General features: G+C 69.9%; 18 protein-coding genes. 11 read left to right on the top strand and 7 right to left on the bottom strand.

The annotated features are described in order from the left end of the window. Positions 1-43: 43 nt before the first annotated feature. Positions 44-1252 (bottom strand): alpha/beta hydrolase, encoded by a 1209-nt coding sequence (locus GTY56_RS02595; protein WP_161362028.1) that lies wholly within the window; start codon positions 1250-1252, stop codon positions 44-46. Between the two features lie 73 nt (positions 1253-1325). After that, the gene (locus GTY56_RS02590) at positions 1326-1958 is read right to left on the bottom strand and encodes a TetR family transcriptional regulator (protein ID WP_237524352.1); all 633 of its coding nucleotides are present in this window, start codon (positions 1956-1958) and stop codon (positions 1326-1328) included. A 115-nt stretch (positions 1959-2073) separates the two neighbouring features. On the opposite strand from GTY56_RS02590, the gene GTY56_RS02585 reads away from it, so the two are divergent. Further along, positions 2074-3693, top strand: coding sequence for an MFS transporter (locus GTY56_RS02585; RefSeq protein WP_161362026.1), 1620 nt, complete (start codon positions 2074-2076; stop codon positions 3691-3693). A 235-nt stretch (positions 3694-3928) separates the two neighbouring features. Beyond that, the gene (locus GTY56_RS02580) at positions 3929-4237 is read left to right on the top strand and encodes a small hydrophobic protein (protein WP_161362024.1); all 309 of its coding nucleotides are present in this window, start codon (positions 3929-3931) and stop codon (positions 4235-4237) included. A 51-nt stretch (positions 4238-4288) separates the two neighbouring features. Here the strand turns inward: GTY56_RS02580 and GTY56_RS02575 are convergent, their stop codons facing one another. Together GTY56_RS02575 and aceE are read right to left on the bottom strand one after the other, a co-directional pair. Continuing rightward, positions 4289-5038 (bottom strand): potassium channel family protein, encoded by a 750-nt coding sequence (locus GTY56_RS02575; RefSeq protein WP_237524351.1) that lies wholly within the window; start codon positions 5036-5038, stop codon positions 4289-4291. Between the two features lie 69 nt (positions 5039-5107). After that, positions 5108-7855 carry a pyruvate dehydrogenase (acetyl-transferring), homodimeric type gene (gene aceE / locus GTY56_RS02570; RefSeq protein ID WP_161362022.1) on the bottom strand — a complete coding sequence of 916 codons (2748 nt, stop codon included), beginning with the start codon at positions 7853-7855 and terminating at the stop codon, positions 5108-5110. A gap of 418 nt (positions 7856-8273) precedes the next feature. On the opposite strand from aceE, the gene GTY56_RS02565 reads away from it, so the two are divergent. The 6 genes from GTY56_RS02565 to GTY56_RS02540 all read left to right on the top strand — a co-directional run bounded on the left by GTY56_RS02565 (position 8274) and on the right by GTY56_RS02540 (position 12848). Continuing rightward, positions 8274-8711 carry a DUF3052 domain-containing protein gene (locus GTY56_RS02565; RefSeq protein WP_062926619.1) on the top strand — a complete coding sequence of 146 codons (438 nt, stop codon included), beginning with the start codon at positions 8274-8276 and terminating at the stop codon, positions 8709-8711. A 104-nt stretch (positions 8712-8815) separates the two neighbouring features. Next, positions 8816-9274 carry a peroxiredoxin gene (locus GTY56_RS02560; protein ID WP_161362020.1) on the top strand — a complete coding sequence of 153 codons (459 nt, stop codon included), beginning with the start codon at positions 8816-8818 and terminating at the stop codon, positions 9272-9274. A gap of 146 nt (positions 9275-9420) precedes the next feature. After that, on the top strand, positions 9421-9996 hold the full coding sequence (locus tag GTY56_RS02555; protein ID WP_031131329.1) for a TerD family protein: 576 nt from the start codon (positions 9421-9423) through the stop codon (positions 9994-9996). A 139-nt stretch (positions 9997-10135) separates the two neighbouring features. Then, positions 10136-10711, top strand: coding sequence for a TerD family protein (locus GTY56_RS02550; protein ID WP_062926617.1), 576 nt, complete (start codon positions 10136-10138; stop codon positions 10709-10711). 125 nt (positions 10712-10836) lie between these two features. Further along, the gene (locus GTY56_RS02545) at positions 10837-11982 is read left to right on the top strand and encodes a DUF475 domain-containing protein (protein WP_161362018.1); all 1146 of its coding nucleotides are present in this window, start codon (positions 10837-10839) and stop codon (positions 11980-11982) included. A 128-nt stretch (positions 11983-12110) separates the two neighbouring features. Continuing rightward, positions 12111-12848 (top strand): TerD family protein, encoded by a 738-nt coding sequence (locus tag GTY56_RS02540; RefSeq protein WP_033306114.1) that lies wholly within the window; start codon positions 12111-12113, stop codon positions 12846-12848. Positions 12849-12885: 37 nt separating this feature from the next. Here the strand turns inward: GTY56_RS02540 and GTY56_RS02535 are convergent, their stop codons facing one another. Then, entirely contained in the window at positions 12886-13800 is a 915-nt protein-coding gene (locus tag GTY56_RS02535) for a TerD family protein (protein ID WP_161362016.1), read from the bottom strand. Between the two features lie 227 nt (positions 13801-14027). Here GTY56_RS02535 and GTY56_RS02530 point away from each other — a divergent pair, with 227 nt between their 5' ends. The 3 genes from GTY56_RS02530 to GTY56_RS02510 are packed head-to-tail and all read left to right on the top strand — an operon-like array spanning position 14028 to position 18540. Further along, positions 14028-15194, top strand: coding sequence for an HpcH/HpaI aldolase/citrate lyase family protein (locus tag GTY56_RS02530; protein ID WP_161362015.1), 1167 nt, complete (start codon positions 14028-14030; stop codon positions 15192-15194). 29 nt (positions 15195-15223) lie between these two features. Further along, on the top strand, positions 15224-17731 hold the full coding sequence (locus GTY56_RS39755) for a phosphoribosyltransferase (protein WP_202509636.1): 2508 nt from the start codon (positions 15224-15226) through the stop codon (positions 17729-17731). After that, positions 17731-18540 carry an HAD family hydrolase gene (locus GTY56_RS02510; protein ID WP_161362009.1) on the top strand — a complete coding sequence of 270 codons (810 nt, stop codon included), beginning with the start codon at positions 17731-17733 and terminating at the stop codon, positions 18538-18540. The genes GTY56_RS39755 and GTY56_RS02510 overlap by 1 nt, the downstream gene beginning before the upstream one ends. On the opposite strand, the gene GTY56_RS02505 is transcribed toward GTY56_RS02510, so the two are convergent. After that, entirely contained in the window at positions 18461-19252 is a 792-nt protein-coding gene (locus tag GTY56_RS02505; RefSeq protein WP_161362007.1) for a DedA family protein, read from the bottom strand. The two genes, GTY56_RS02510 and GTY56_RS02505, sit on opposite strands and share 80 nt — an antisense overlap. A gap of 57 nt (positions 19253-19309) precedes the next feature. Further along, positions 19310-19531 carry an FmdB family zinc ribbon protein gene (locus GTY56_RS02500; protein ID WP_161362004.1) on the bottom strand — a complete coding sequence of 74 codons (222 nt, stop codon included), beginning with the start codon at positions 19529-19531 and terminating at the stop codon, positions 19310-19312. Between the last annotated feature and the right edge of the window lie 99 nt (positions 19532-19630).

Below are 19630 nucleotides of genomic sequence, written 5' to 3'. Positions count from 1 at the left end.
TCCCCCTCTCGAGCAGACCGCAATTCCTTCGCCTCTACGCGCGTCAGGCCGCCGCCGCGCCGGACAAACCGGTACGGCAGACGCCGTCTTCGTGCGCGCAGTGCACCGAGCGGTATGCGCCAACGCCGATCTCTGCGAAATTGAACAGACTTGCCGTCCCGGGCTCGAAGTAGCCCGCATGACCCTTCGCGCCGGCCGCCGACAGCACCCGCGCCCCGAACCCGGCGGACACCGGATCAGCTCCGTGGCCCAGCCCGCCGACCTTCAGGTAGGGCACGTCCTGGATCCAGTCGTCGGAGTCCCGCATCGCCCACACCCGGGCACTGGTGTGCAGCTGGGCCGCCTTCTCGACACGCATGCCCGGGCTGCCGGCCACCGCGATGTCGGCCACCCGGCCGGGCAGCTCGTGCGCCGCGACCCCGCACACCACGGAGCCGTAGCTGTGGCAGAAGAGCGAGACCGGCGACTTGCCCGGCAGGGCCCGCACGAGCGCGTTCAGCCGTACGGCACCCTCCTCGGCGCGCATCGCCGTGGCCGAGTCGATGCCGAGCCCGCTGGGTGCCGTGTAGTCGGCCCAGGCGATGACGGCCGTGCGGGTCGAGGGGCTCACCTGCCGCTCGGCCGCGTACAGGGACGTGGCCATGCCGACGGGAGCCGCGTACTTGCGGTGCGTGCGCTGGAAGGTGAGCAGGTCGGTGTCGACACCGGGGACGACGACCGAGACCCGCTCCGCCTCGCGCAGGTCGCCGAAGACCTCCGCCACCCGGCCCGAGCCCTCCGGGTCGAAGGCCAGGATGTGCCGGCCCTTCTCCATGAGGTCCTCGTAACGGTGCATCCTGCGCCCGGCCTCGTGCTGCCCGGTCCGGGTGAGGCGCTTGTCGTGCATGCGTTCCCGCTCGACCTTGCGCGCCTTCGCGAGCGCGAGACGGTTGGCGCGGTAGCGCAGCTCGACCGGCGCGCCGTTCATGTTGCCCACCGCGAGCGAGTACTTGCGGACCAGGGTCGTACGGTCCTGCTCGGTGAGCGACGCGAAGAAGCGGGCCAGCCTCGGCGGCTCGGACTGCGGGTCCGGCAGCCGGTGTCCGGCGATCCGGCCGTGTTCCCAGGCGGAGAGCGAGGCTTGGAGCGGTGTGTCGCCCCGCTGGTTGCGCAGGGCCGTCCAGCCGGTGGTCGCCAGCATCACGAAAACGACGGCCAGAGCGAGCAGTGCGCGCCAGACGTTCAGTTGCGGGGAGGTGTCGAAGGAAGTCACTGAAAGGACACACTAGGAGAACGAGAGGGTCTCGCGTTAACCAAGTGACCGGGATCACGTTTCGGTGTATGGGCTAAGGGGACTGCCCCGCACGCCAGTTCCCGGCCAGTGCGGGACCCACCTGATCCAGGTATGTCGTGGTGAGTTCGCGCATGCCGTCCAGGGTGAGGTCACCCCCGGTGGACCACAGGCGCTCGGTGACACGAATCACCCCGCCGAAGAGGGCGACGACGATCCGCGGCCGGGGGTCCGCGTCCACGTCGAGACCCTCGCGCTCGGCGATGATGCCCGCGAGCTGCTCCTCCAGCTCCGCCGACCGCCGCAGATGGGCGGCGAGCAGCGCGGGCGACGACTCGATCACCCGGTAGACGCGCAGGTGGAGCTCGATCGGCACGAGTTCCACCACGGCCTCGTTGATCGCGTCCCAGCTCTCCAGCACCGCCCGGCGCAGCGCCTCCAGTGGCGCCTCGTCCGGCGGGCGGGTACGCAGGGCCTCCACGACGAGCGTCTCCGCGAGGCGCGGCACGAAGAACGCCGTCTCCTCCTTGCCGGCGAAGTAGCGGAAGAAGGTGCGCTGCGAGACGTCCACGGCGGCGGCGATGTCGTCGACGGTCGTCTCCTCGTACCCGCGCGTGGTGAAGAGTTCCAGCGCGGCCCGCAGCAGTGCGTCCCGGGTGCGCCGCTTCTTGCGTTCGCGCAGGTTCAAGGCCGGCCTCTCGTCTGAAGTGTCTGCCCAGTCCAGGCTATGGGGGGATGTCGTGTCAGTTACCGACTAGTGAATCCGTTTGTCAATTGTCAGTGGCTGTCATTAGCCTCGGAGAATGACTAGTCAGACCACCATCGACACGACGGGACCGGGGGGCAAGGTACCGGCGACGCCGTCGGACGCGACGCCGGGCAAGGGGCTGCGAGGGCACCCCTGGCTCACCCTCATCACCGTCGCTGTGGGGGTCATGATGGTGGCCCTCGACGGCACCATCGTGGCCATAGCCAACCCGGCGATCGGCAAGGACCTGGGGGCCTCATGGTCGGATCTCCAGTGGATCACCAACGCCTACTTCCTCGCCCTCGCCGTGTCCCTGATCACCGCCGGCAAGCTCGGTGACCGGTTCGGTCACCGGCAGACCTTCCTCATCGGCGTGGCGGGCTTCGCCGCCTCCTCGGCTGCCATCGGGCTGTCCAAGGGCATCACGGCGGTCATCGTCTTCCGCGTCTTCCAGGGGCTCTTCGGCGCGCTGCTGATGCCGGCCGCGCTCGGCCTGCTGCGGGCCACCTTCCCGGCCGAGAAGCTGAACATGGCCATCGGCATCTGGGGCATGGTCATCGGCGCGTCCACCGCGGGCGGCCCGATCCTCGGCGGCGTGCTCGTCGAGCACGTCAACTGGCAGTCGGTGTTCTTCATCAACGTGCCGGTCGGCATCCTCGCCGTCGTCCTCGGCGTGCTGATCCTTCTCGACCACCGCGCCGAGAACGCCCCGCGCTCCTTCGATCTCCTCGGCATCGTCCTGCTGTCCGCCGCGATGTTCTGCCTCGTCTGGGCACTGATCAAGGCACCGGAGTGGGGCTGGGGCGATGTGCAGACCTGGGCGTTCATCGTCGCCTCGGTGGTCGGCTTCGGGCTCTTCGCCGTCTGGGAGACGAAGGTGAAGGAGCCGCTGATCCCGCTGGGGCTGTTCCGCTCCGTCCCGCTGTCGGCGGGTGTCGTCCTCATGGTCCTGATGGCCATCGCCTTCATGGGCGGTCTGTTCTTCGTGACGTTCTACCTCCAGAACGTGCACGGCATGAGCCCGATCGACGCCGGTCTGCACCTGCTGCCGCTCACCGGCATGATGATCGTCGGCTCCCCGCTCGCCGGCGTCATGATCACCAAGTTCGGTCCCCGCATCCCGCTGGCCGGCGGCATGGCGTGCACCGCGATCGCCATGTACGGCATGTCCACGCTGGACGCGCAGACGGGCAGCGGCGTCATGTCCGTCTGGTTCGCCCTGCTGGGCCTGGGCCTCGCGCCGGTCATGGTGGGCGCCACCGAAGTCATCGTCGGCAACGCCCCGATGGAGCTCTCGGGCGTCGCGGGCGGTCTCCAGCAGGCCGCCATGCAGATCGGCGGCAGCCTCGGTACGGCCGTGCTGGGCGCCGTCATGGCCTCCAAGGTCGACAACGAGTTCGCCGGCAACTGGGCGGACGCGGGGCTGCCGCCGCTCGACCCGGCCCAGTCCGAGCAGGCCTCGCTGGCCGTTCAGCAGGGCATCGCCCCGGTGCCCGAGGGCACCCCCGAGCAGGTCGCCGCGAAGATCGCCGAGGTCGCGCACACCACGTTCATCGACGGCATGAGCCTGGCCTCCCTGACCGCTGCGGGCGTGGCGGCCGTCGCCGTGTTCGTCGCGTTCCTCACCAAGCGCGGTGAGAACGCGGAGGCCGGTGCCGGCGCGGCGCACATCTGACGCTCCACGGCGGCTTGTTCGCCTATCCGGGTGAACAGCACCGCCGAACTCTCCCCTCCGGTACGCGCCGCAGGTCACAGTGGGTCAAGTCCTCCGCAGGGCATGGAGGGTGGACGCTGCGGCGCGCTGCCGGAGGGGGGCAGCGCGCAGGCAGCGGGATGAACGCGTGCCAACGGGGTACTCGCCATGTCGTACCCGAATCGAACCCCAACCGACCGAGGGTTTACGGGAGTTGATGATGGCGAGCTTCGGACACGGTACGCGCAGGCACCCCCGCTCACGTGGCCGGACGTGGTCACGGACCGGGACGGATCGCGCGACGCTCGGACTCATAGGAGTCATCTGCGCCGTTGCAGGCTTCTTCGTGCTGGGGATCGTCCTCGGTCCCGCCGCGATGGTCTGCGGCTGGCTCGCCATGGGCCGCGCCTGGTCGGGCTCGCGCCCCACCGCGGCCGTGGTCGCCCTGGTCCTGGGCGCCATCGACACGCTCCTGGCCATCATCTGGCTGTCCGGAGCGGCCACACCGGGCATGGGCATGTTCTGACCCGGGTGAGGAATGTGGGAAGAGCCCCCGGCCGTTCGGCCGGGGGCCCTCTCATTGCTCCGCCGGTGTGCCCTTGAGCGCGGCCAGCTCCCCCCGCAGCGCCCGCACCTCCTCCGTCAGCTCCCGGATCGCCTCGGTCTGCCGCTGTTCCTCGGCGTCGTCCTTGTCGAACCGTGCGATGAACCAGGCGGCGATGTTCGCCGTGACCACACCGAGCAGCGCGATCCCGGAGAGCATCAGCCCGACCGCCAGGATCCGCCCCAGGCCGGTGGTCGGTGCCATGTCCCCGTACCCCACGGTGGTCATCGTGGTGAACGCCCACCAGACCGCGTCCCCCAGGGTGTGGATGGAGGCACCGGGCTCGTCCCGTTCCACCTCCAGCACGGCCAGCGCACCGAAGACGAGCAGCCCCAGGCACGATCCCGCGACGTACGTGGTGACCCGTACCTGCGACGCCATCCGCGCCCGCTGCCCGGCGAGGAACAGCATCGACACCAGTTTCAGCAGCCGCAGCGGCTGGGCCAGCGGCAGCACCACGGCCAGCAGCGCCAGCGGATTGCCGCGCACGAACCGCAGCCGCTCCTCGGCCAGCCACAGGCGGACCAGATAGTCGGCGGCGAAAGCGGCCCACACCGCCCAGTTCGTGACGTGGCACGCGGTGAGCAGGTCCTGCGGAGCCCTCGGGGCCACGATCGGTATGGCGTAGGCGATCGCGAACAGCACGGCCAGCGCGAGCAGCGGGCCCTGGGTGCGCCGCTCCCAACGGGCCAGAGCAGTCGAGGCGGTCATCGGGAGCGTCATGGAAGCATGGTAGGAAACGCGTGGGGCGGCACCTCCAGGGTGCCGCCCCACGGAACCGCCCTCGGCGTCCTACGCGTCGCCGCCCGCCGCTCCCGGGTCGGCGGCCGACACGTCGAGCAGCTGGTAGCGGTCGATGGCCTGCTTGAGCACGGAGCGGTCGACCTTGCCCTCACGGGCCAGCTCGGTCAGCACGCCCACCACGATCGACTGCGCGTCGATGTGGAAGAACCGCCGGGCGGCGCCCCGCGTGTCGGCGAAGCCGAAGCCGTCCGCGCCGAGCGACTGGTACGTCTGCGGCACCCAGCGCGCGATCTGGTCCGGAACCGCCCGCATCCAGTCGGACACGGCCACGACCGGACCCTCCGCGCCCGCGAGCTTGCGCGTCACGTACGGCACCCGCTGCTCTTCCTCGGGGTGCAGCAGGTTGTGCGCCTCGCACGCCACGGCCTCGTTGCGCAGCTCGTTCCAGGAGGTCGCCGACCAGACGTCCGCCTTGACGTTCCAGTCCTCGGCCAGGATCTTCTGCGCCTCGATCGCCCAGGGCAGCGCGACGCCGGACGCCAGGACCTGCGCCGGGATCTCACCGGCCGTGCCCTCGCTGAACCGGTAGAGGCCCTTGAGGATGCCGTCGACGTCCACGTTCTCGGGCTCGGCGGGGTGCTGGATCGGCTCGTTGTAGACGGTCAGGTAGTAGAAGACGTCCTCGCCGTGCGGGTGCTCCTCGGAGGAGCCGTACATCCGGCGCAGGCCGTCCTTGACGATGTGGGCGATCTCGAAGCCGAACGCCGGGTCGTAGGCGACGCAGCCCGGGTTCGTGGAGGCCAGCAGCTGGGAGTGGCCGTCCGCGTGCTGGAGGCCCTCGCCGGTCAGGGTCGTACGGCCGGCGGTCGCGCCCAGGACGAATCCGCGCGCCAGCTGGTCGGCCATCTGCCAGAACTGGTCGCCGGTGCGCTGGAAACCGAACATCGAGTAGAAGACGTAGACCGGGATGAGCGGCTCGCCGTGGGTGGCGTAGGCCGAGCCGGCGGCGATGAGCGACGCCGTGCAGCCCGCCTCCGAGATGCCGTCGTGCAGCATCTGGCCGTTCGGCGCCTCCTTGTAGGCGAGCAGCAGGTCGCGGTCGACCGACTCGTACTGCTGGCCGAGCGGGTTGTAGATCTTCGCACTCGGGAAGAACGAGTCCATGCCGAAGGTGCGGTACTCGTCGGGCGCGATCAGCACGAACCGCTTGCCGATCTCCTTGTCCCGCATGAGGTCCTTCAGGAGCCGGACGAAGGCCATCGTCGTCGCGATGGACTGGTGGCCCGAGCCCTTCTTCACGGTCGCGTACGTCTTGTCCTCGGGCAGCGGCAGCGGCTTGGAGCGGACCACGCGCGTGGGGACGTACCCGCCGAGCCCCTTGCGGCGGTCGTGCATGTACTGGATCTCCTCCGAGTCCCGGCCCGGGTGGTAGTACGGCGGCACGCCGGACTCCAGCTCCTTGTCCGGGATCGGCAGGTGCAGACGGTCGCGGAAGCGCTTGAGGTCGTCGACCGTCAGCTTCTTCATCTGGTGCGTGGCGTTGCGGCCCTCGAAGTTCGGGCCGAGGGTCCAGCCCTTGATCGTCTTGGCGAGGATCACCGTCGGCTGGCCCTTGTGCTCCACGGCCGCCTTGTACGCCGCGAAGATCTTCTTGTGGTCGTGACCGCCGCGGCCCAAGTGCAGGATCTGGTCGTCGGTCATGCCCTCGACCATCGCGCGCAGGCGGTGGTCGTCGCCGAAGAAGTGGTCGCGGATGTACGCGCCGGTCTCCGTGGCGTACGTCTGGAACTGCCCGTCCGGCGTGGTGTTCATCCGGTTGACCAGCACGCCGTCGCGGTCCTGGGCGAGCAGCGGGTCCCAGCTGCGGTCCCAGACCAGCTTGATCACGTTCCAGCCGGCGCCGCGGAAGATCGACTCCAGCTCCTGGATGATCTTCCCGTTGCCGCGCACCGGGCCGTCGAGGCGCTGGAGGTTGCAGTTGACGACGAACGTGAGGTTGTCCAGGCCCTCGCGGGCGGCGATGGACAGCTGGCCCAGCGACTCCGGCTCGTCCATCTCCCCGTCGCCCAGGAACGCCCAGACGTGCGACTTGGAGGTGTCGGCGATCCCGCGCGCCTCCATGTAGCGGTTCATCCGCGCCTGGTAGATCGCGCCGATCGGGCCGAGGCCCATCGACACCGTCGGGAACTCCCAGAAGTCCGGCATCGACCGCGGGTGCGGGTACGACGACAGCGCGTACGGGGCCTTGGACTTCTCCTGGCGGAAGCCGTCCAGGTGCTGCTCGCTGAGCCGGTCCAGCAGGAAGGCGCGGGCGTAGATGCCCGGCGAGGCGTGGCCCTGGAAGAAGACCTGGTCGCCGCCGAGGCCGTCGTCCTTGCCGCGGAAGAAGTGGTTGAAGCCGACGTCGTAGAGGGAGGCGGAGGACGCGAACGTGGCGATGTGGCCGCCGACGCCGATGCCCGGGCGCTGGGCCCGGGAGACCATCACCGCGGCGTTCCACCGGGTGGCGTTGAGGACCTTGCGCTCGATGTCCTCGTTGCCCGGGAAGAACGGCTCGCTCTTGGTGGGGATGGTGTTGACGTAGTCCGTGCTGCGCATCTCCGGCACGGCCACGCGCTTCTCACGGGCCCGTTCGATCAGCCGCAGCATCAGGTAGCGGGCCCGCTCGCGGCCGCGCTCGTCGACGGCGGCGTCGAGGGAGTCGAGCCACTCCTGCGTCTCTTCGGGATCGAAGTCAGGAACCTGACTCGGAAGGCCGCCAATGATGATCGGGTTGCGATCGGATGCGGAAGCCACGCTGTTCCTTACCTGTCAGAGGGCCTGCGAGGGCCGCTGTTTCGCTGTCGTCGCCGGGGCGTCGTCGCTGGGGGGCGCGCCGCTGTCCATGGTCCACCTCAGGGCCGGGAAACGTCATCTCTACCGAGCGGTAACCCAGACGTGAGATCGACTCCGTGACGTATGGGGCGAATACCTTCGAGTCTCGTACCCACAGACGATTCCCAAACGCCCAAACGGGGCAGAAAGGTGTGGTGTGCGTCACCTCGGACCATGATGGTGTGCCAGGAGTTGCGGCGACACGGCCAGGATCGTCACCGTTTCGGCGGTCTGAACGGCCGGGTACTTGCGCGATCCGCCCCGCCCGTGTGGACTACGGCCAATGCTTCGCGCACGCGCGTGGCTGAGTTATTCCCAAGACATGATCAGGAGGCAACCCGTGAGCGCGACCGCGGACCACGCGGAGGAGCGGACGAACCCTGCCGCCAGGCTGGGGTTCCAGCCCGGGCAGGTGGTCCAGGAGATCGGCTACGACGACGACGTGGACCAGGAGCTCCGCAAGGCCATCGAGGGCATCATCGAGGCCGACCTGGTGGACGAGGACTACGACGACGTGGCCGATGCCGTTGTGCTGTGGTTCCGTGACGACGACGGCGACCTGACGGATGCGCTGGTGGATGCCACCACGTACATCGAAGAGGGCGGCGCGATCCTGCTCCTGACGCCGAAGACCGGCCGTTCGGGGTACGTGGAGCCGAGCGACATCTCGGAAGCCGCCACCACGGCGGGTCTGACGGCGTCCAAGAGCGTCAGCGTCGGCAAGGACTGGAGCGGCAGCCGGCTGGCCACGCCCAAGGCCGCCAAGTCCAAGCGGTAGTCGTACGGCGGGCGGGCCGGCGTTCGTCGGCCCGCCCATCGGCCTGCGCCGGTGCCTGCGTAGGGTGGTCCCACCCGAGAAGACCGAGAAGGGACACCCACGCGATGGCGATCCAGGTCGGCGAGAAGGCCCCCGACTTCGAGCTCAAGGACAACCACGGCGCGGCCGTGCGGCTGTCCGACTTCCGGGGCCGCAAGAACGTGGTGCTGCTCTTCTACCCCTTCGCCTTCACCGGGGTGTGCACCGGCGAGCTGTGCGAGCTGCGCGACAACCTGCCGCAGTTCTCCGACCGCGACACCGAGCTGCTCGCCGTCTCCAACGACTCCATCCACACCCTGCGCGTCTTCGCCGAGCAGGAGGGCCTGGAGTACCCGCTGCTGTCCGACTTCTGGCCACACGGCAACGTCTCGCGCGCCTACGGCGTCTTCGACGAGGACAAGGGCTGCGCCGTGCGCGGCACCTTCGTCATCGACAAGGAGGGCGTCGTGCGGTGGACCGTCGTCAACGGCCTGCCGGACGCGCGCGACCTGAACGACTACGTGAAGGCGCTCGACTCCCTGTGACCCGGTCGGGCGGCATGCGCCCGACACCCGCCGAATTCCAGGCTTCAGGGCCTGGGTGGGGCGGGAACCCGTCACTAGGATCGACTCGTTGACCCGACATCCGAGCACAACGGGGCATCCCGCCCCTGGACACCAATGGAGGACTCGTGGGAGTCAGCCTCAGCAAGGGCGGCAACGTATCGCTGACCAAGGAGGCGCCGGGCCTGACCGCGGTCATCATCGGTCTGGGGTGGGACGTCCGCACCACGACCGGCACGGACTTCGACCTGGACGCCAGCGCGCTGCTGCTGAACAACTCCGGCAAGGTCGGCAACGACCAGCACTTCATCTTCTTCAACAACCTCAAGACCCCGGACGGCTCCGTGGAGCACACCGGTGACAACCTCACCGGTGAGGGCGAGGGCGACGACGAGCAGATCAAGGTCAACCTCGCCACCGTCCCGGCCGACGTGGAAAAGATCGTCTTCCCGGTCTCGATCTACGACGCCGAGACCCGCCAGCAGTCCTTCGGCCAGGTGCGCAACGCGTTCATCCGCGTCGTGAACCAGGCGGGCGGCGCCGAGATCGCCCGGTACGACCTGAGCGAGGACGCCTCCACCGAGACCGCCATGGTCTTCGGTGAGCTCTACCGGCACGGCGCGGAGTGGAAGTTCCGCGCCATCGGCCAGGGCTACGCCTCGGGCCTGCGCGGCATTGCGCAGGACTTCGGCGTGAACGTCTGAACCATCACCGCGCGGGCCCTGGCGACAGGGCCCGGAGGTCTTCTTGTCCGGCGCCGCACGGTTTACGTGCGGCGCCGGACGTGCAGGACCACCTCAGTGACACCACCGGGCCTGTGGCCCCAAGGGGAGGGACAGCATCATGGGCGTCACGCTCGCCAAGGGGGGCAATGTCTCCCTGTCCAAGGCCGCGCCGAACCTCACTCAGGTGCTGGTCGGGCTCGGCTGGGACGCGCGCTCCACCACCGGAGCGCCCTTCGACCTCGACGCCAGCGCTCTGATGTGCAGCAGCGGGCGCGTGCTCGGGGACGAATGGTTCGTCTTCTACAACCAGCTCAAGAGCCCGGACGGCTCGGTCGAGCACACCGGCGACAACCTCACCGGCGAGGGCGACGGCGACGACGAGTCGCTCCTGATCGACCTGCCCAAGGTGCCGCCGCAGTGCGACAAGATCGTGTTTCCCGTCTCGATCCACATGGCCGACGAGCGCGGCCAGACCTTCGGCCAGGTCAGCAACGCCTTCATCCGCGTCGTCAACCAGGCCGACGGCCAGGAGCTCGCCCGCTACGACCTCAGCGAGGACGCCTCCACGGAAACCGCGATGATCTTCGGCGAGCTCTATCGCTATCAGGGCGAATGGAAGTTCAGGGCCGTGGGCCAGGGGTACGCGTCGGGGCTGCGGGGCATCGCACTGGACTTCGGGGTCAACGTCTCATAACGCGTTATGAGCAAAAACCGGGGCCCACTGGGGTGCTGAGGGGGGACGACTAGACTTCGGCTTCAAAGTTTCGTAAAGCCGGGTACGGCGCGGGGGAGCCCCGTACACACACGATTGGGTAGCCAGTGGTTCTGAAAACCTTCGGGTGGTCGTTCGCGGTCACCGCGCTCGGCCTGGTCGCAGCGGTCTTCTACGGAGGGTGGACCGCGTTCGGTGTCGTAGCGATCCTGTCCGTCCTCGAGATCTCGCTGTCCTTCGACAATGCGGTGGTCAACGCCGGGATCCTGAAGAAGATGAGTGCCTTCTGGCAGAAGATCTTCCTCACGATCGGCATCCTGATCGCCGTCTTCGGCATGCGGCTCGTCTTCCCGGTCGTGATCGTCGCGATCAGCGCCCAGCTCGGGCCGATCGAGGCCGTCGATCTCGCGCTCACCGACAAGGACCAGTACCAGCAGCTGGTCACCGACGCGCACCCGGCGATCGCCGCGTTCGGTGGCATGTTCCTGTTGATGATCTTCCTCGACTTCATCTTCGAGGACCGGGACATCAAGTGGCTCGGCTGGCTGGAGCGCCCGCTGGCCAAGCTCGGCAAGGTCGACATGCTGTCGGTCTGCATCGCGCTGATCGTCCTGCTGATCTCGGCGATGACCTTCGCGACCCACGCCCACCAGCACGGCGGCACCCACGTCGACAAGGCGGAGACCGTCCTGCTCTCCGGCATCGGCGGTCTGATCACCTACATGATCGTCGGCGGCCTCTCCGGCTACTTCGAGGACAAGCTCGAAGAGGAGGAGGAGCGTGAGCACGAGGCCGAGGAGAAGGCCGCGCGCGAGGGCAAGCCCAAGTCCGCGGTCGTCGTGGCCGGCAAGGCCGCGTTCTTCATGTTCCTCTACCTGGAGGTCCTGGACGCGTCCTTCTCCTTCGACGGCGTGATCGGCGCCTTCGCCATCACCAACGACATCGTGCTGATGGCCCTCGGCCTCGGCATCGGCGCCATGTACGTCCGGTCGCTGACGGTCTACCTGGTCCGCCAGGGCACCCTCGACGACTACGTCTACCTGGAGCACGGCGCGCACTACGCCATCGGCGCGCTCGCCGCGATCCTGCTCGTCACCATCCGGTACGAGATCAACGAGATCATCACCGGTCTCATCGGCGTCGTCCTGATCGGTGCCTCCTTCTGGTCCTCCGTACGCCGCAACCGCGCCATCGCGGCGGCCGAGGGGGACGCCGGCTCGGACTCGAAGACTGAGGTCCCGTCCGGGGTGTGACATCCCTCCAGGAGAGGAACGCTCTGTGCGGGGCGGCCACCGAGGGCTCCTCGGTGGCCGCCCCGCCGGTCGTCATGGGCCGTGGGTACGGTGATGACCTGCGGTCTCCGAGTGAACGTGGGGGCGGAATGGGCCTGTTCGACGGACTTCGGCGTGGGCGCGAGGCGCAGTTCGACTCGGGCGACGCGTCGACCAACGCGATCGAGCTGACCAAGCGGCGTGCGCAGATATCACTGACCAAACAGGGCGCGGCCACCGGCCATCTGCGCGTCAACCTGAGCTGGCGGATGCGCACTTCCGACTTCGGCGGCTCCCAGCGCGAGAGCCTGCTGCGCCACCCCTTCCGGGCCCTCAAGCCCCCCGAGGTCGTCGGCCACAGCCAGAGCATGGTCAACGTCGACCTCGACCTCGGCTGCCTCTACGAACTCCAGGACGGCAGCAAGGGCGTCGTCCAGCCCCTCGGCGGCTACTTCGGGGACACCAACGCCGCGCCGTACGTCAAACTCAGCGGCGACGACCGCTTCGGCTCCGCGTCCGGCGAGACGATGTACATCAACCTCGACCACCGCGACAGCATCAAGCGGCTGCTGGTGTTCGTCTACATCTACGACCAGACGCCCGCCTTCGACCGCGCCCACGCCATCGTCACCCTCTACCCGAGCAACGGCCCCCGCATCGAGATCCACCTCGACGAACGCCAGCCGCAGGCCCGCTCCTGCGCCGTCGTCATGATCGAGAAGGTGAAGAACGAGATCGTCGTCCGCCGCGAGGCGAAGTTCGTCTACGGCTTCCAGGCCGAGCTCGACCGGCTCTACGGGTGGGGATTGCAGTGGGGGCGGGGCTACAAGACCAAGGTCGACCGCTGACCGCGAAGCCCTGACGGGCCCCACCCCACAGCTCTGCTCAGCGCCCGACGAACTGCGGGCCCTGCGGGGGCAGCCGGAAGTCCGGGTCGGGGGCCGCGGTGACCGCCGGCGGGTAGCCGTAGCCGGTCGGCGCCCCCGCGGCACCCGCCGCTGCCGGTGCCTGGGGGTAGCCGTACGCCGGCCGGCCGGTGGTCTGCGGGTAGCCGTAGGCCGGCTGCGTCGCCGGCGGCTGCTGCGGCGGCGGATATCCGTAGCCGGGCCGGCCGGGCGCCGCGGCCGGCTGCTCCGGGGGCAGCGGCACGGAGACCTCGGGGGACTGCGCGGAGGCGCCCGCCGTCGTCGGCTGCGCGGCCGTGTTCGTGGTGGGGGGAGCGGGGACCGTCGTGGTCGCCTCCTCAGCCGCCGCCTCCGACTCGTCCACCGAGATGCCGAAGTCGGTCGCGAGACCCTTCAGCCCGTTCGAGTAGCCCTCGCCCAGCGCCCGGAACTTCCAGCCCTCCCCGCGCCGGTACAGCTCGCCGCAGATCAGCGCGGTCTCCTCGCCCGTCTCCGGGGTGACGTCGAAGTACGCCAGCGCCTCGCTGCCGGTGTCCGCCGCGTCGTACAGCAGGATGCGCAGCTCCCGCACGCGGTCGAACGTCACGCCGTCCGCCGATGCGACCAGCAGAATCCGGCTGACCCCGGACTCGACACCGGTGAGATCTGTCTGGATCGTGTCGGTCAGGCCCTCGGCGACCCGCTTCTTGCCGAGCCGCCACACCTTTCCGGCCGGGTGCCGGGGCTGGTTGTAGAAGACGAAGTCCTCGTCGGAGCGCACACGACCGTCGGGGCCGAGGAGCAGCGCGGAGGCGTCGACGTCCGGAACCCCCTGCCCCGGTGTCCAGCGCAGCACGGCGCGCACCGTGGTGGCTTCCAGCGGGACGTTCGACCCCTTCAGCATGGCGTGCGTCATGCGGTCATCCTGCCCTCTCGGTCCTGCTCACGACAACGCGGGGGCGCGGTCGCGAGCGGCGCCGACGGCTGTCGCGGACTACCTTCGTCATGGCCGGGTACTGGCTGTGATTGCCCGCGTTACCTGAAGTTCATGCCTCATGGGAACCTGTGACATGGACATCTACGTACTATTACCGGCCACCTTGCATCGATTCGCAGGTCGCATCACCACCACGGGGGAGTTCCATGCGTCATTTCGGGCACGTCGCCCCTGAGGTACGGAAGGGTCTCTTCTTCCGCGAGCCGTGCGCCTTCACCCCGGACTCCCCGGCCCGGCTGCTCGCGGCCGCCCTGGGCGCCACGCTGTACAGCCCCGCCACCCGGCCACGCCTGGCCGACGACGTCCTCAAGCAGGCCGGGCGCGGTGTGGTCTCGATGGTGCTGTGCCTGGAGGACTCGATCGACGACGCGGACGTCGGCCCCGGCGAGGAGAACCTCGTCCGCCAGCTCACCGCCCTCGCCGCCCTGCCGGACGCCGACCCGCCGCTGCTGTTCATCCGGGTCCGCGTCCCCGAGCAGATCCCCGACCTGGTACGACGCCTCGGTCCCGCCGTCCGGCTGCTGTCCGGGTTCGTCCTGCCCAAGTTCACCGAGGAACGTGGCATCCCCTTCCTGGAGGCCCTGGCCACCGCCGAGGCCGAAAGCGGCCGTCGCCTTTTCGCCATGCCCGTGCTGGAGTCCCCGGAGCTGCTCTACCGGGAGTCGCGCGTGGAGACCCTGGAGGGCATCTCCCGGGCCATCGACAAGTACCGCGACCGCGTCCTCGCCCTGCGCCTCGGCGTGACGGACTTCTGCTCCTCCTACGGGCTGCGCAGAGGCCCCGACATGACGGCCTACGACGTGCAGATCGTCGCCTCCGTGATCGCCGACGTGGTGAACATGCTGGGCCGCGCCGACGGGACCGGCTTCACGGTCACGGGACCGGTGTGGGAGTACTTCCGGGTCCAGGAGCGCATGTTCAAGCCGTTGCTGCGGCAGAGCCCCTTCCTGGAGGTGCAGGCCGCCGAGCTGCGCGAGAAGCTGATTGAGCACGCCATGGACGGGCTGCTGAGGGAGATCTCCCTGGACCACGCCAACGGACTGCTGGGCAAGACCTGCATCCACCCCTCGCACGTGCTGCCGGTGCACGCGCTGTCGGTCGTCAGCCACGAGGAGTTCACCGACGCCCATGACATCCTGCGCCCCGAGCGCGGCGGCGGGGGTGTGCTGAGATCGGCGTACACGAACAAGATGAACGAGGTGAAGCCGCACCGCGCCTGGGCCGAACGGACCCTGCTGCGGGCCGAGGTTTTCGGCGTGGCGAACCAGGACATCGGCTTCGTGGAACTGCTGGCGGCGGGACTGCCGGCCTGACCGCACGGTTTCCGAGGATGCGAAGGTTCATGGAGAAGGCAGTGAACGAGGGGGAGCACCGCGAGGTGCGTGACGACGCGGACGGCGTCTGGTCCGGCAGCTGGGTCGCCGAGCGGCTCGGTGTCGGGCTCGCCGGTGACGGCCGGCTGACCGGCCTGCTGGGGCTGGCGCTGCGCCGCAACCCCAAGCGGGCCCACCTGCTGGTGTCGAACGTCCTGGGCAAGCACGTGCCGCAGTCGCCGTCCGTGGTGTACGGCTACGGGGTCGAGCTCGGCCGCCGGGTGCGGGACCTGCTGGGCGACGACGAGGCCCGCAGGGCCGTCGTCCTCGGCTACGCCGAGACCGCGACCGGCCTCGGCCACTCCGTCGCCGACGGGCTGGGCCTGGCGCCCTACCTGCACTCCACCCGCCGCCCGGTCGCCGGTGTCGCCCCGGCCGGCGGCTTCGAGGAGTCCCACTCCCACGCGACGTCCCACCTGCTGCTGCCGGAGGATCCCGCGCTGCTCGCCGGGGACGGGCCGCTGGTCCTGGTCGACGACGAGTTCTCCACGGGCAACACGGTGCTGAACACTGTCCGTGACCTTCATGGGCGGTATCCGCGGCGGAGGTACGTCGTGGTCGCGCTGGTCGACATGCGGTCGTCGGCCGACGCCGGGCGGCTGGAGGCGTTCGCGCGGGAGATCGGCGCGCGGGTGGATCTGGTCGCGGCGGCTTCGGGGACCGTGCGGCTGCCCGAGGGGGTGCTGGAGAAGGGGCAGGAGCTGGTGGCGCGGTACGAGGCGGCTGCTTCTCAGTTCCCCGCGCCCCTTTCAGGGGCGCGGGGAACTGCGCGACCAGCCCCCACCGGCCCGCAGCCGGACTACGACCGCATCGACCTGCACTGGCCCGCCGACCTGCCGGACGGCGCCCGGCACGGGTTCACGCCCGCGCACCGAGAGCGCCTGGAGGACGCCCTCCCGGCGATGGCCCGCCGCCTGGCGGACGCGCTGCCCCAGGGGGCCCGCCGCGTTCACATCCTCGGCTTCGAAGAGCTGATGTACGCCCCGCTCAGGCTGGCCCGCGAGCTGGAACGGACCACCGGTATCGAGGTCCGCTACTCCACCACCACCCGCTCACCCGTCCTGGCCGTCGACGACCCGGGCTACGCGATACGCACCCGCCTCGCCTTCCCCGCCCACGACGACCCCGCCGACGGCCCCGGCGAGCGCTACGCCTACAACGTCGCGGGCGCCGGCTTCGACGCCGTCGTCGCGGTCGTCGACTCGGCCGGGGACACCCCCGCCCTGCACGCGCCCGACGGTCTGCTGGCCCGCCTCGCCGCCCACACCCCCCGGGTCCTCCTCGCCGTCATACCGTCGTACGCCCCCGAAAGGCCCTCCATGCTGCCCGAGCCCCTCCGCGGCCCCGCCTTCTCCTCGTACGCGCCCGAGGAGGTCGGCTGGCTGCTCCAGGACCTCTCGGACGTGACGCTGGAGGCGCCGACCGAGGAGCGCGAGGAGGCGATCCAGAGCGGCGGCGCGCACTACGCCGAGTCGCTGCCCGTGGAGTACCAGCCCAGCGAGCAGTACCAGGAGCTGTTCCACGCCGCGCTGGAGGAGTCGGCGGCCCGGATCGCCCAGGCGGTCGGTGTCGTCACCGAGACGGTCATCGCGGAGCGGTCGCCGCGTCCCGTGCTGGTCTCCCTGGCCCGGGCCGGGACGCCCGTCGGCATCCTCATGCGCCGCTGGGCGCAGCACCGGCACGGACTGGACCTGCCGCACTACGCCGTGTCGATCGTCCGCGGCCGGGGCATCGACGCCAACGCGCTGCGCTGGCTCGCCCGGCACCACGACCCCCGGGACGTCGTCTTCGTCGACGGCTGGACCGGCAAGGGCGCCATCACCCGCGAACTCGCCCAGGCCCTGGAGGAGTTCGAGAGAACCGACGGCATCACCGGCTTCAGCCCGGAGATCGCGGTCCTGGCCGACCCGGGCTCCTGCGTCCGCACCTACGGCACCCGCGAGGACTTCCTCATCCCCTCCGCCTGCCTCAACTCCACCGTCTCCGGCCTGATCTCGCGGACCGTGCTGCGCGCGGACCTCGTCGGGCCGCACGACTTCCACGGCGCGAAGTTCTACCGCGAACTCGCCGGCACCGACGTCTCGGTGGCCTTCCTGGACGCCGTGTCCGCCCGCTTCCCGGAGGTCACCGACGCCGCCTGCGCCCAGGCCAAGGAACTGCTCGCGACCGACCGCTCACCCACCTGGGACGGCTGGGCCGCCGTCGAGCGCATCAGCGAGGAGTACGCCGTCCACGACGTGAACCTCGTCAAGCCCGGCGTCGGCGAGACCACCCGGGTCATGCTCCGCCGCGTGCCCTGGAAGGTCCTGGCACGGGCCGGGGCGGGCAGCGACCTGGACCACGTGCGCCTGCTGGCCGAGCAGCGCGGGGTGCCCGTCGAGGAGGTCGACGGACTGCCCTACACCTGCGTCGGCCTGATCCACCCCAAGTACACCCGGGGCGCGACCGGCTCCGACGGCAAGGCGGTGTCGGTCTGATGCCCGTCCTCGTCGCGAGCGACCTCGATCGCACCCTGATCTACTCCGCCGCAGCCCTGGCGCTCACCATGCCGGACGCGCGGGCCCCCCGGCTGCTGTGCGTGGAGGTGCACGAGAGCAAGCCGCTGTCGTACATGACGGAGACGGCGGCCCGGCTCCTCACCGACCTGGGCGACGCGGCCGTCTTCGTGCCGACGACGACCCGGACGCGCAAGCAGTACCAGCGCATCAACCTGCCGGGCCCGGAGCCCACGTACGCGATCTGCGCGAACGGCGGCCACCTCATGGTCGACGGCGTCTCCGACCCCGACTGGCACGCGCAGGTCACCGCGCGGCTGGCCGACCAGTGCGCGCCGCTCGCCGAGGTGCAGGAGCACCTGCTCAGGGCCGCCGACCCGGTCTGGGTGCGCAAGCACCGCGTCGCCGACGACCTGTTCGCCTACCTCGTCGTCGAGCGCGAGCTGCTCGACGAGGACTGGGTGAAGGAACTCGCGGTGTGGGCGGAGAACCGCGGCTGGACGGTGTCCCTGCAGGGCCGCAAGATCTACGCCGTGCCCAAGCCGCTCACCAAGAGCGCGGCGATGCGGGAGGTCGCCCGGCGGACCGGGGCCGACCTGATGCTGGCCGCGGGGGACTCGCTGCTCGATGCCGATCTGCTGCTCGCGGCGGACCGGGGGTGGCGGCCGGGGCACGGGGAGCTGGCCGACAGCGGGTTCACGGCTCCCTCGCTCAGGGCGCTTCCCGACCGGGGTGTCCTCGCCGGTGAGCGGATCCTGCGGGAGTTTCTGGGGGCAGTACGGGGCGCCTGAGGACTCGGGTGTCCTGGTCGTCGTGCGGGTGCGGCTGCGTGGTGGTCTCTCGCGCCCCGCGGCGGAGCCGCTGATCGACACGGCCCCGTGCCCCTTCAGGGCGTCGCCGGAGCCGTACGGCGATGAAGACCACCACCGCCACGGCCGCCACCGCCAGGACCACCTTCGAGTAGGTCGAGACGATGTCCGAGACCTGGTGCCAGTTGGCACCGAGGAAGTAGCCCGCGAGGACGAAGACCGTGTTCCAGATCGCGCTGCCCAGGGTGGTCAGGCCCAGGAACACCGGCAGGCGCATGCGCTCCACGCCCGCCGGCACGGAGATCAGGCTGCGGAAGATCGGGATCATCCGGCCGAAGAACACGGCCTTGGTGCCGTGCTTCAGGAACCACGCCTCGGTCTTCTCGATGTCCGAGACCTTCACCAGCGGCAGCCGGCCCGCGATCGCCACCGTCCGGTCACGGCCGAGCAGCGCGCCGATCCCGTACAGCGCGAGTGCGCCGATCACCGAGCCGGCCGTCGTCCACAGCAGGACGGCGAGCAGGCTCATCCGGCCGCTGCTCGCGGCGAACCCGGCCAGCGGCAGGATCACCTCGCTGGGCAGCGGCGGGAACAGGTTCTCCAGGGCGATGGCGAGACCGGCTCCCGGCGCGCCCAGCGCGTCCATCAGGTCATTGACCCACTGCGGTCCGGCGTCCGCTGCGATGGCTGTCATGCCGCCACGTTAGGGAACCGAAGCTGAAGGACTCCTGAGGAAATCCCGGGAGCGGCGTCAGCCGCAGCAGCCCCCTCCGCAGCAGCCGCCCCCGCCGCCGCCCGCGCGGGGCGCCGCAGCCGGGGCGGAGGCCGAGCCTCCCACCGCGACGGTGGAGAGGAGCTTCACCGTGTCCTCATGGCCGGAAGGGCAGGCCGCGGGGTCGGAGGACGCCGCCATGGGACGGCTGAGTTCGAAGGTGTCGCCGCAGGTCCGGCAGCGGTACTCGTAGCGAGGCATGAGGACAGGTTAATCCGCGACGGCAGAAGTGCCGCCTCTCCGGATTCCGTTTGATCACTCTTGCCGTACCGGTGTGGAGGAACTGTAAAGGCCGCTGGT

The sequence above is a fragment of the Streptomyces sp. SID5643 genome (genome assembly GCF_009872555.1).
In the GTDB taxonomy this organism is placed as follows: Bacteria; Actinomycetota; Actinomycetes; order Streptomycetales; family Streptomycetaceae; genus Streptomyces; species Streptomyces iakyrus.
This window is presented reverse-complemented; position numbering and strand designations above follow the sequence as displayed.

What these genes read in the sequence shown, in the direction of transcription:
- GTY56_RS02550 (WP_062926617.1), top strand. Translation starts at nt 10,136, where the DNA reads ATGGGCGTCACGCTCGCCAAGGGGGGCAATGTCTCCCTGTCCAAGGCC.
- GTY56_RS02580 (WP_161362024.1), top strand. Translation starts at nt 3,929, where the DNA reads ATGATGGCGAGCTTCGGACACGGTACGCGCAGGCACCCCCGCTCACGT.
- GTY56_RS02535 (WP_161362016.1), bottom strand. Translation starts at nt 13,800, where the DNA reads ATGACGCACGCCATGCTGAAGGGGTCGAACGTCCCGCTGGAAGCCACC.
- GTY56_RS02510 (WP_161362009.1), top strand. Translation starts at nt 17,731, where the DNA reads ATGCCCGTCCTCGTCGCGAGCGACCTCGATCGCACCCTGATCTACTCC.
- GTY56_RS02500 (WP_161362004.1), bottom strand. Translation starts at nt 19,531, where the DNA reads ATGCCTCGCTACGAGTACCGCTGCCGGACCTGCGGCGACACCTTCGAA.
- GTY56_RS02530 (WP_161362015.1), top strand. Translation starts at nt 14,028, where the DNA reads ATGCGTCATTTCGGGCACGTCGCCCCTGAGGTACGGAAGGGTCTCTTC.
- GTY56_RS02585 (WP_161362026.1), top strand. Translation starts at nt 2,074, where the DNA reads ATGACTAGTCAGACCACCATCGACACGACGGGACCGGGGGGCAAGGTA.
- GTY56_RS02540 (WP_033306114.1), top strand. Translation starts at nt 12,111, where the DNA reads ATGGGCCTGTTCGACGGACTTCGGCGTGGGCGCGAGGCGCAGTTCGAC.
- GTY56_RS02505 (WP_161362007.1), bottom strand. Translation starts at nt 19,252, where the DNA reads ATGACAGCCATCGCAGCGGACGCCGGACCGCAGTGGGTCAATGACCTG.
- GTY56_RS02575 (WP_237524351.1), bottom strand. Translation starts at nt 5,038, where the DNA reads ATGACGCTCCCGATGACCGCCTCGACTGCTCTGGCCCGTTGGGAGCGG.
- GTY56_RS02560 (WP_161362020.1), top strand. Translation starts at nt 8,816, where the DNA reads ATGGCGATCCAGGTCGGCGAGAAGGCCCCCGACTTCGAGCTCAAGGAC.
- GTY56_RS39755 (WP_202509636.1), top strand. Translation starts at nt 15,224, where the DNA reads ATGGAGAAGGCAGTGAACGAGGGGGAGCACCGCGAGGTGCGTGACGAC.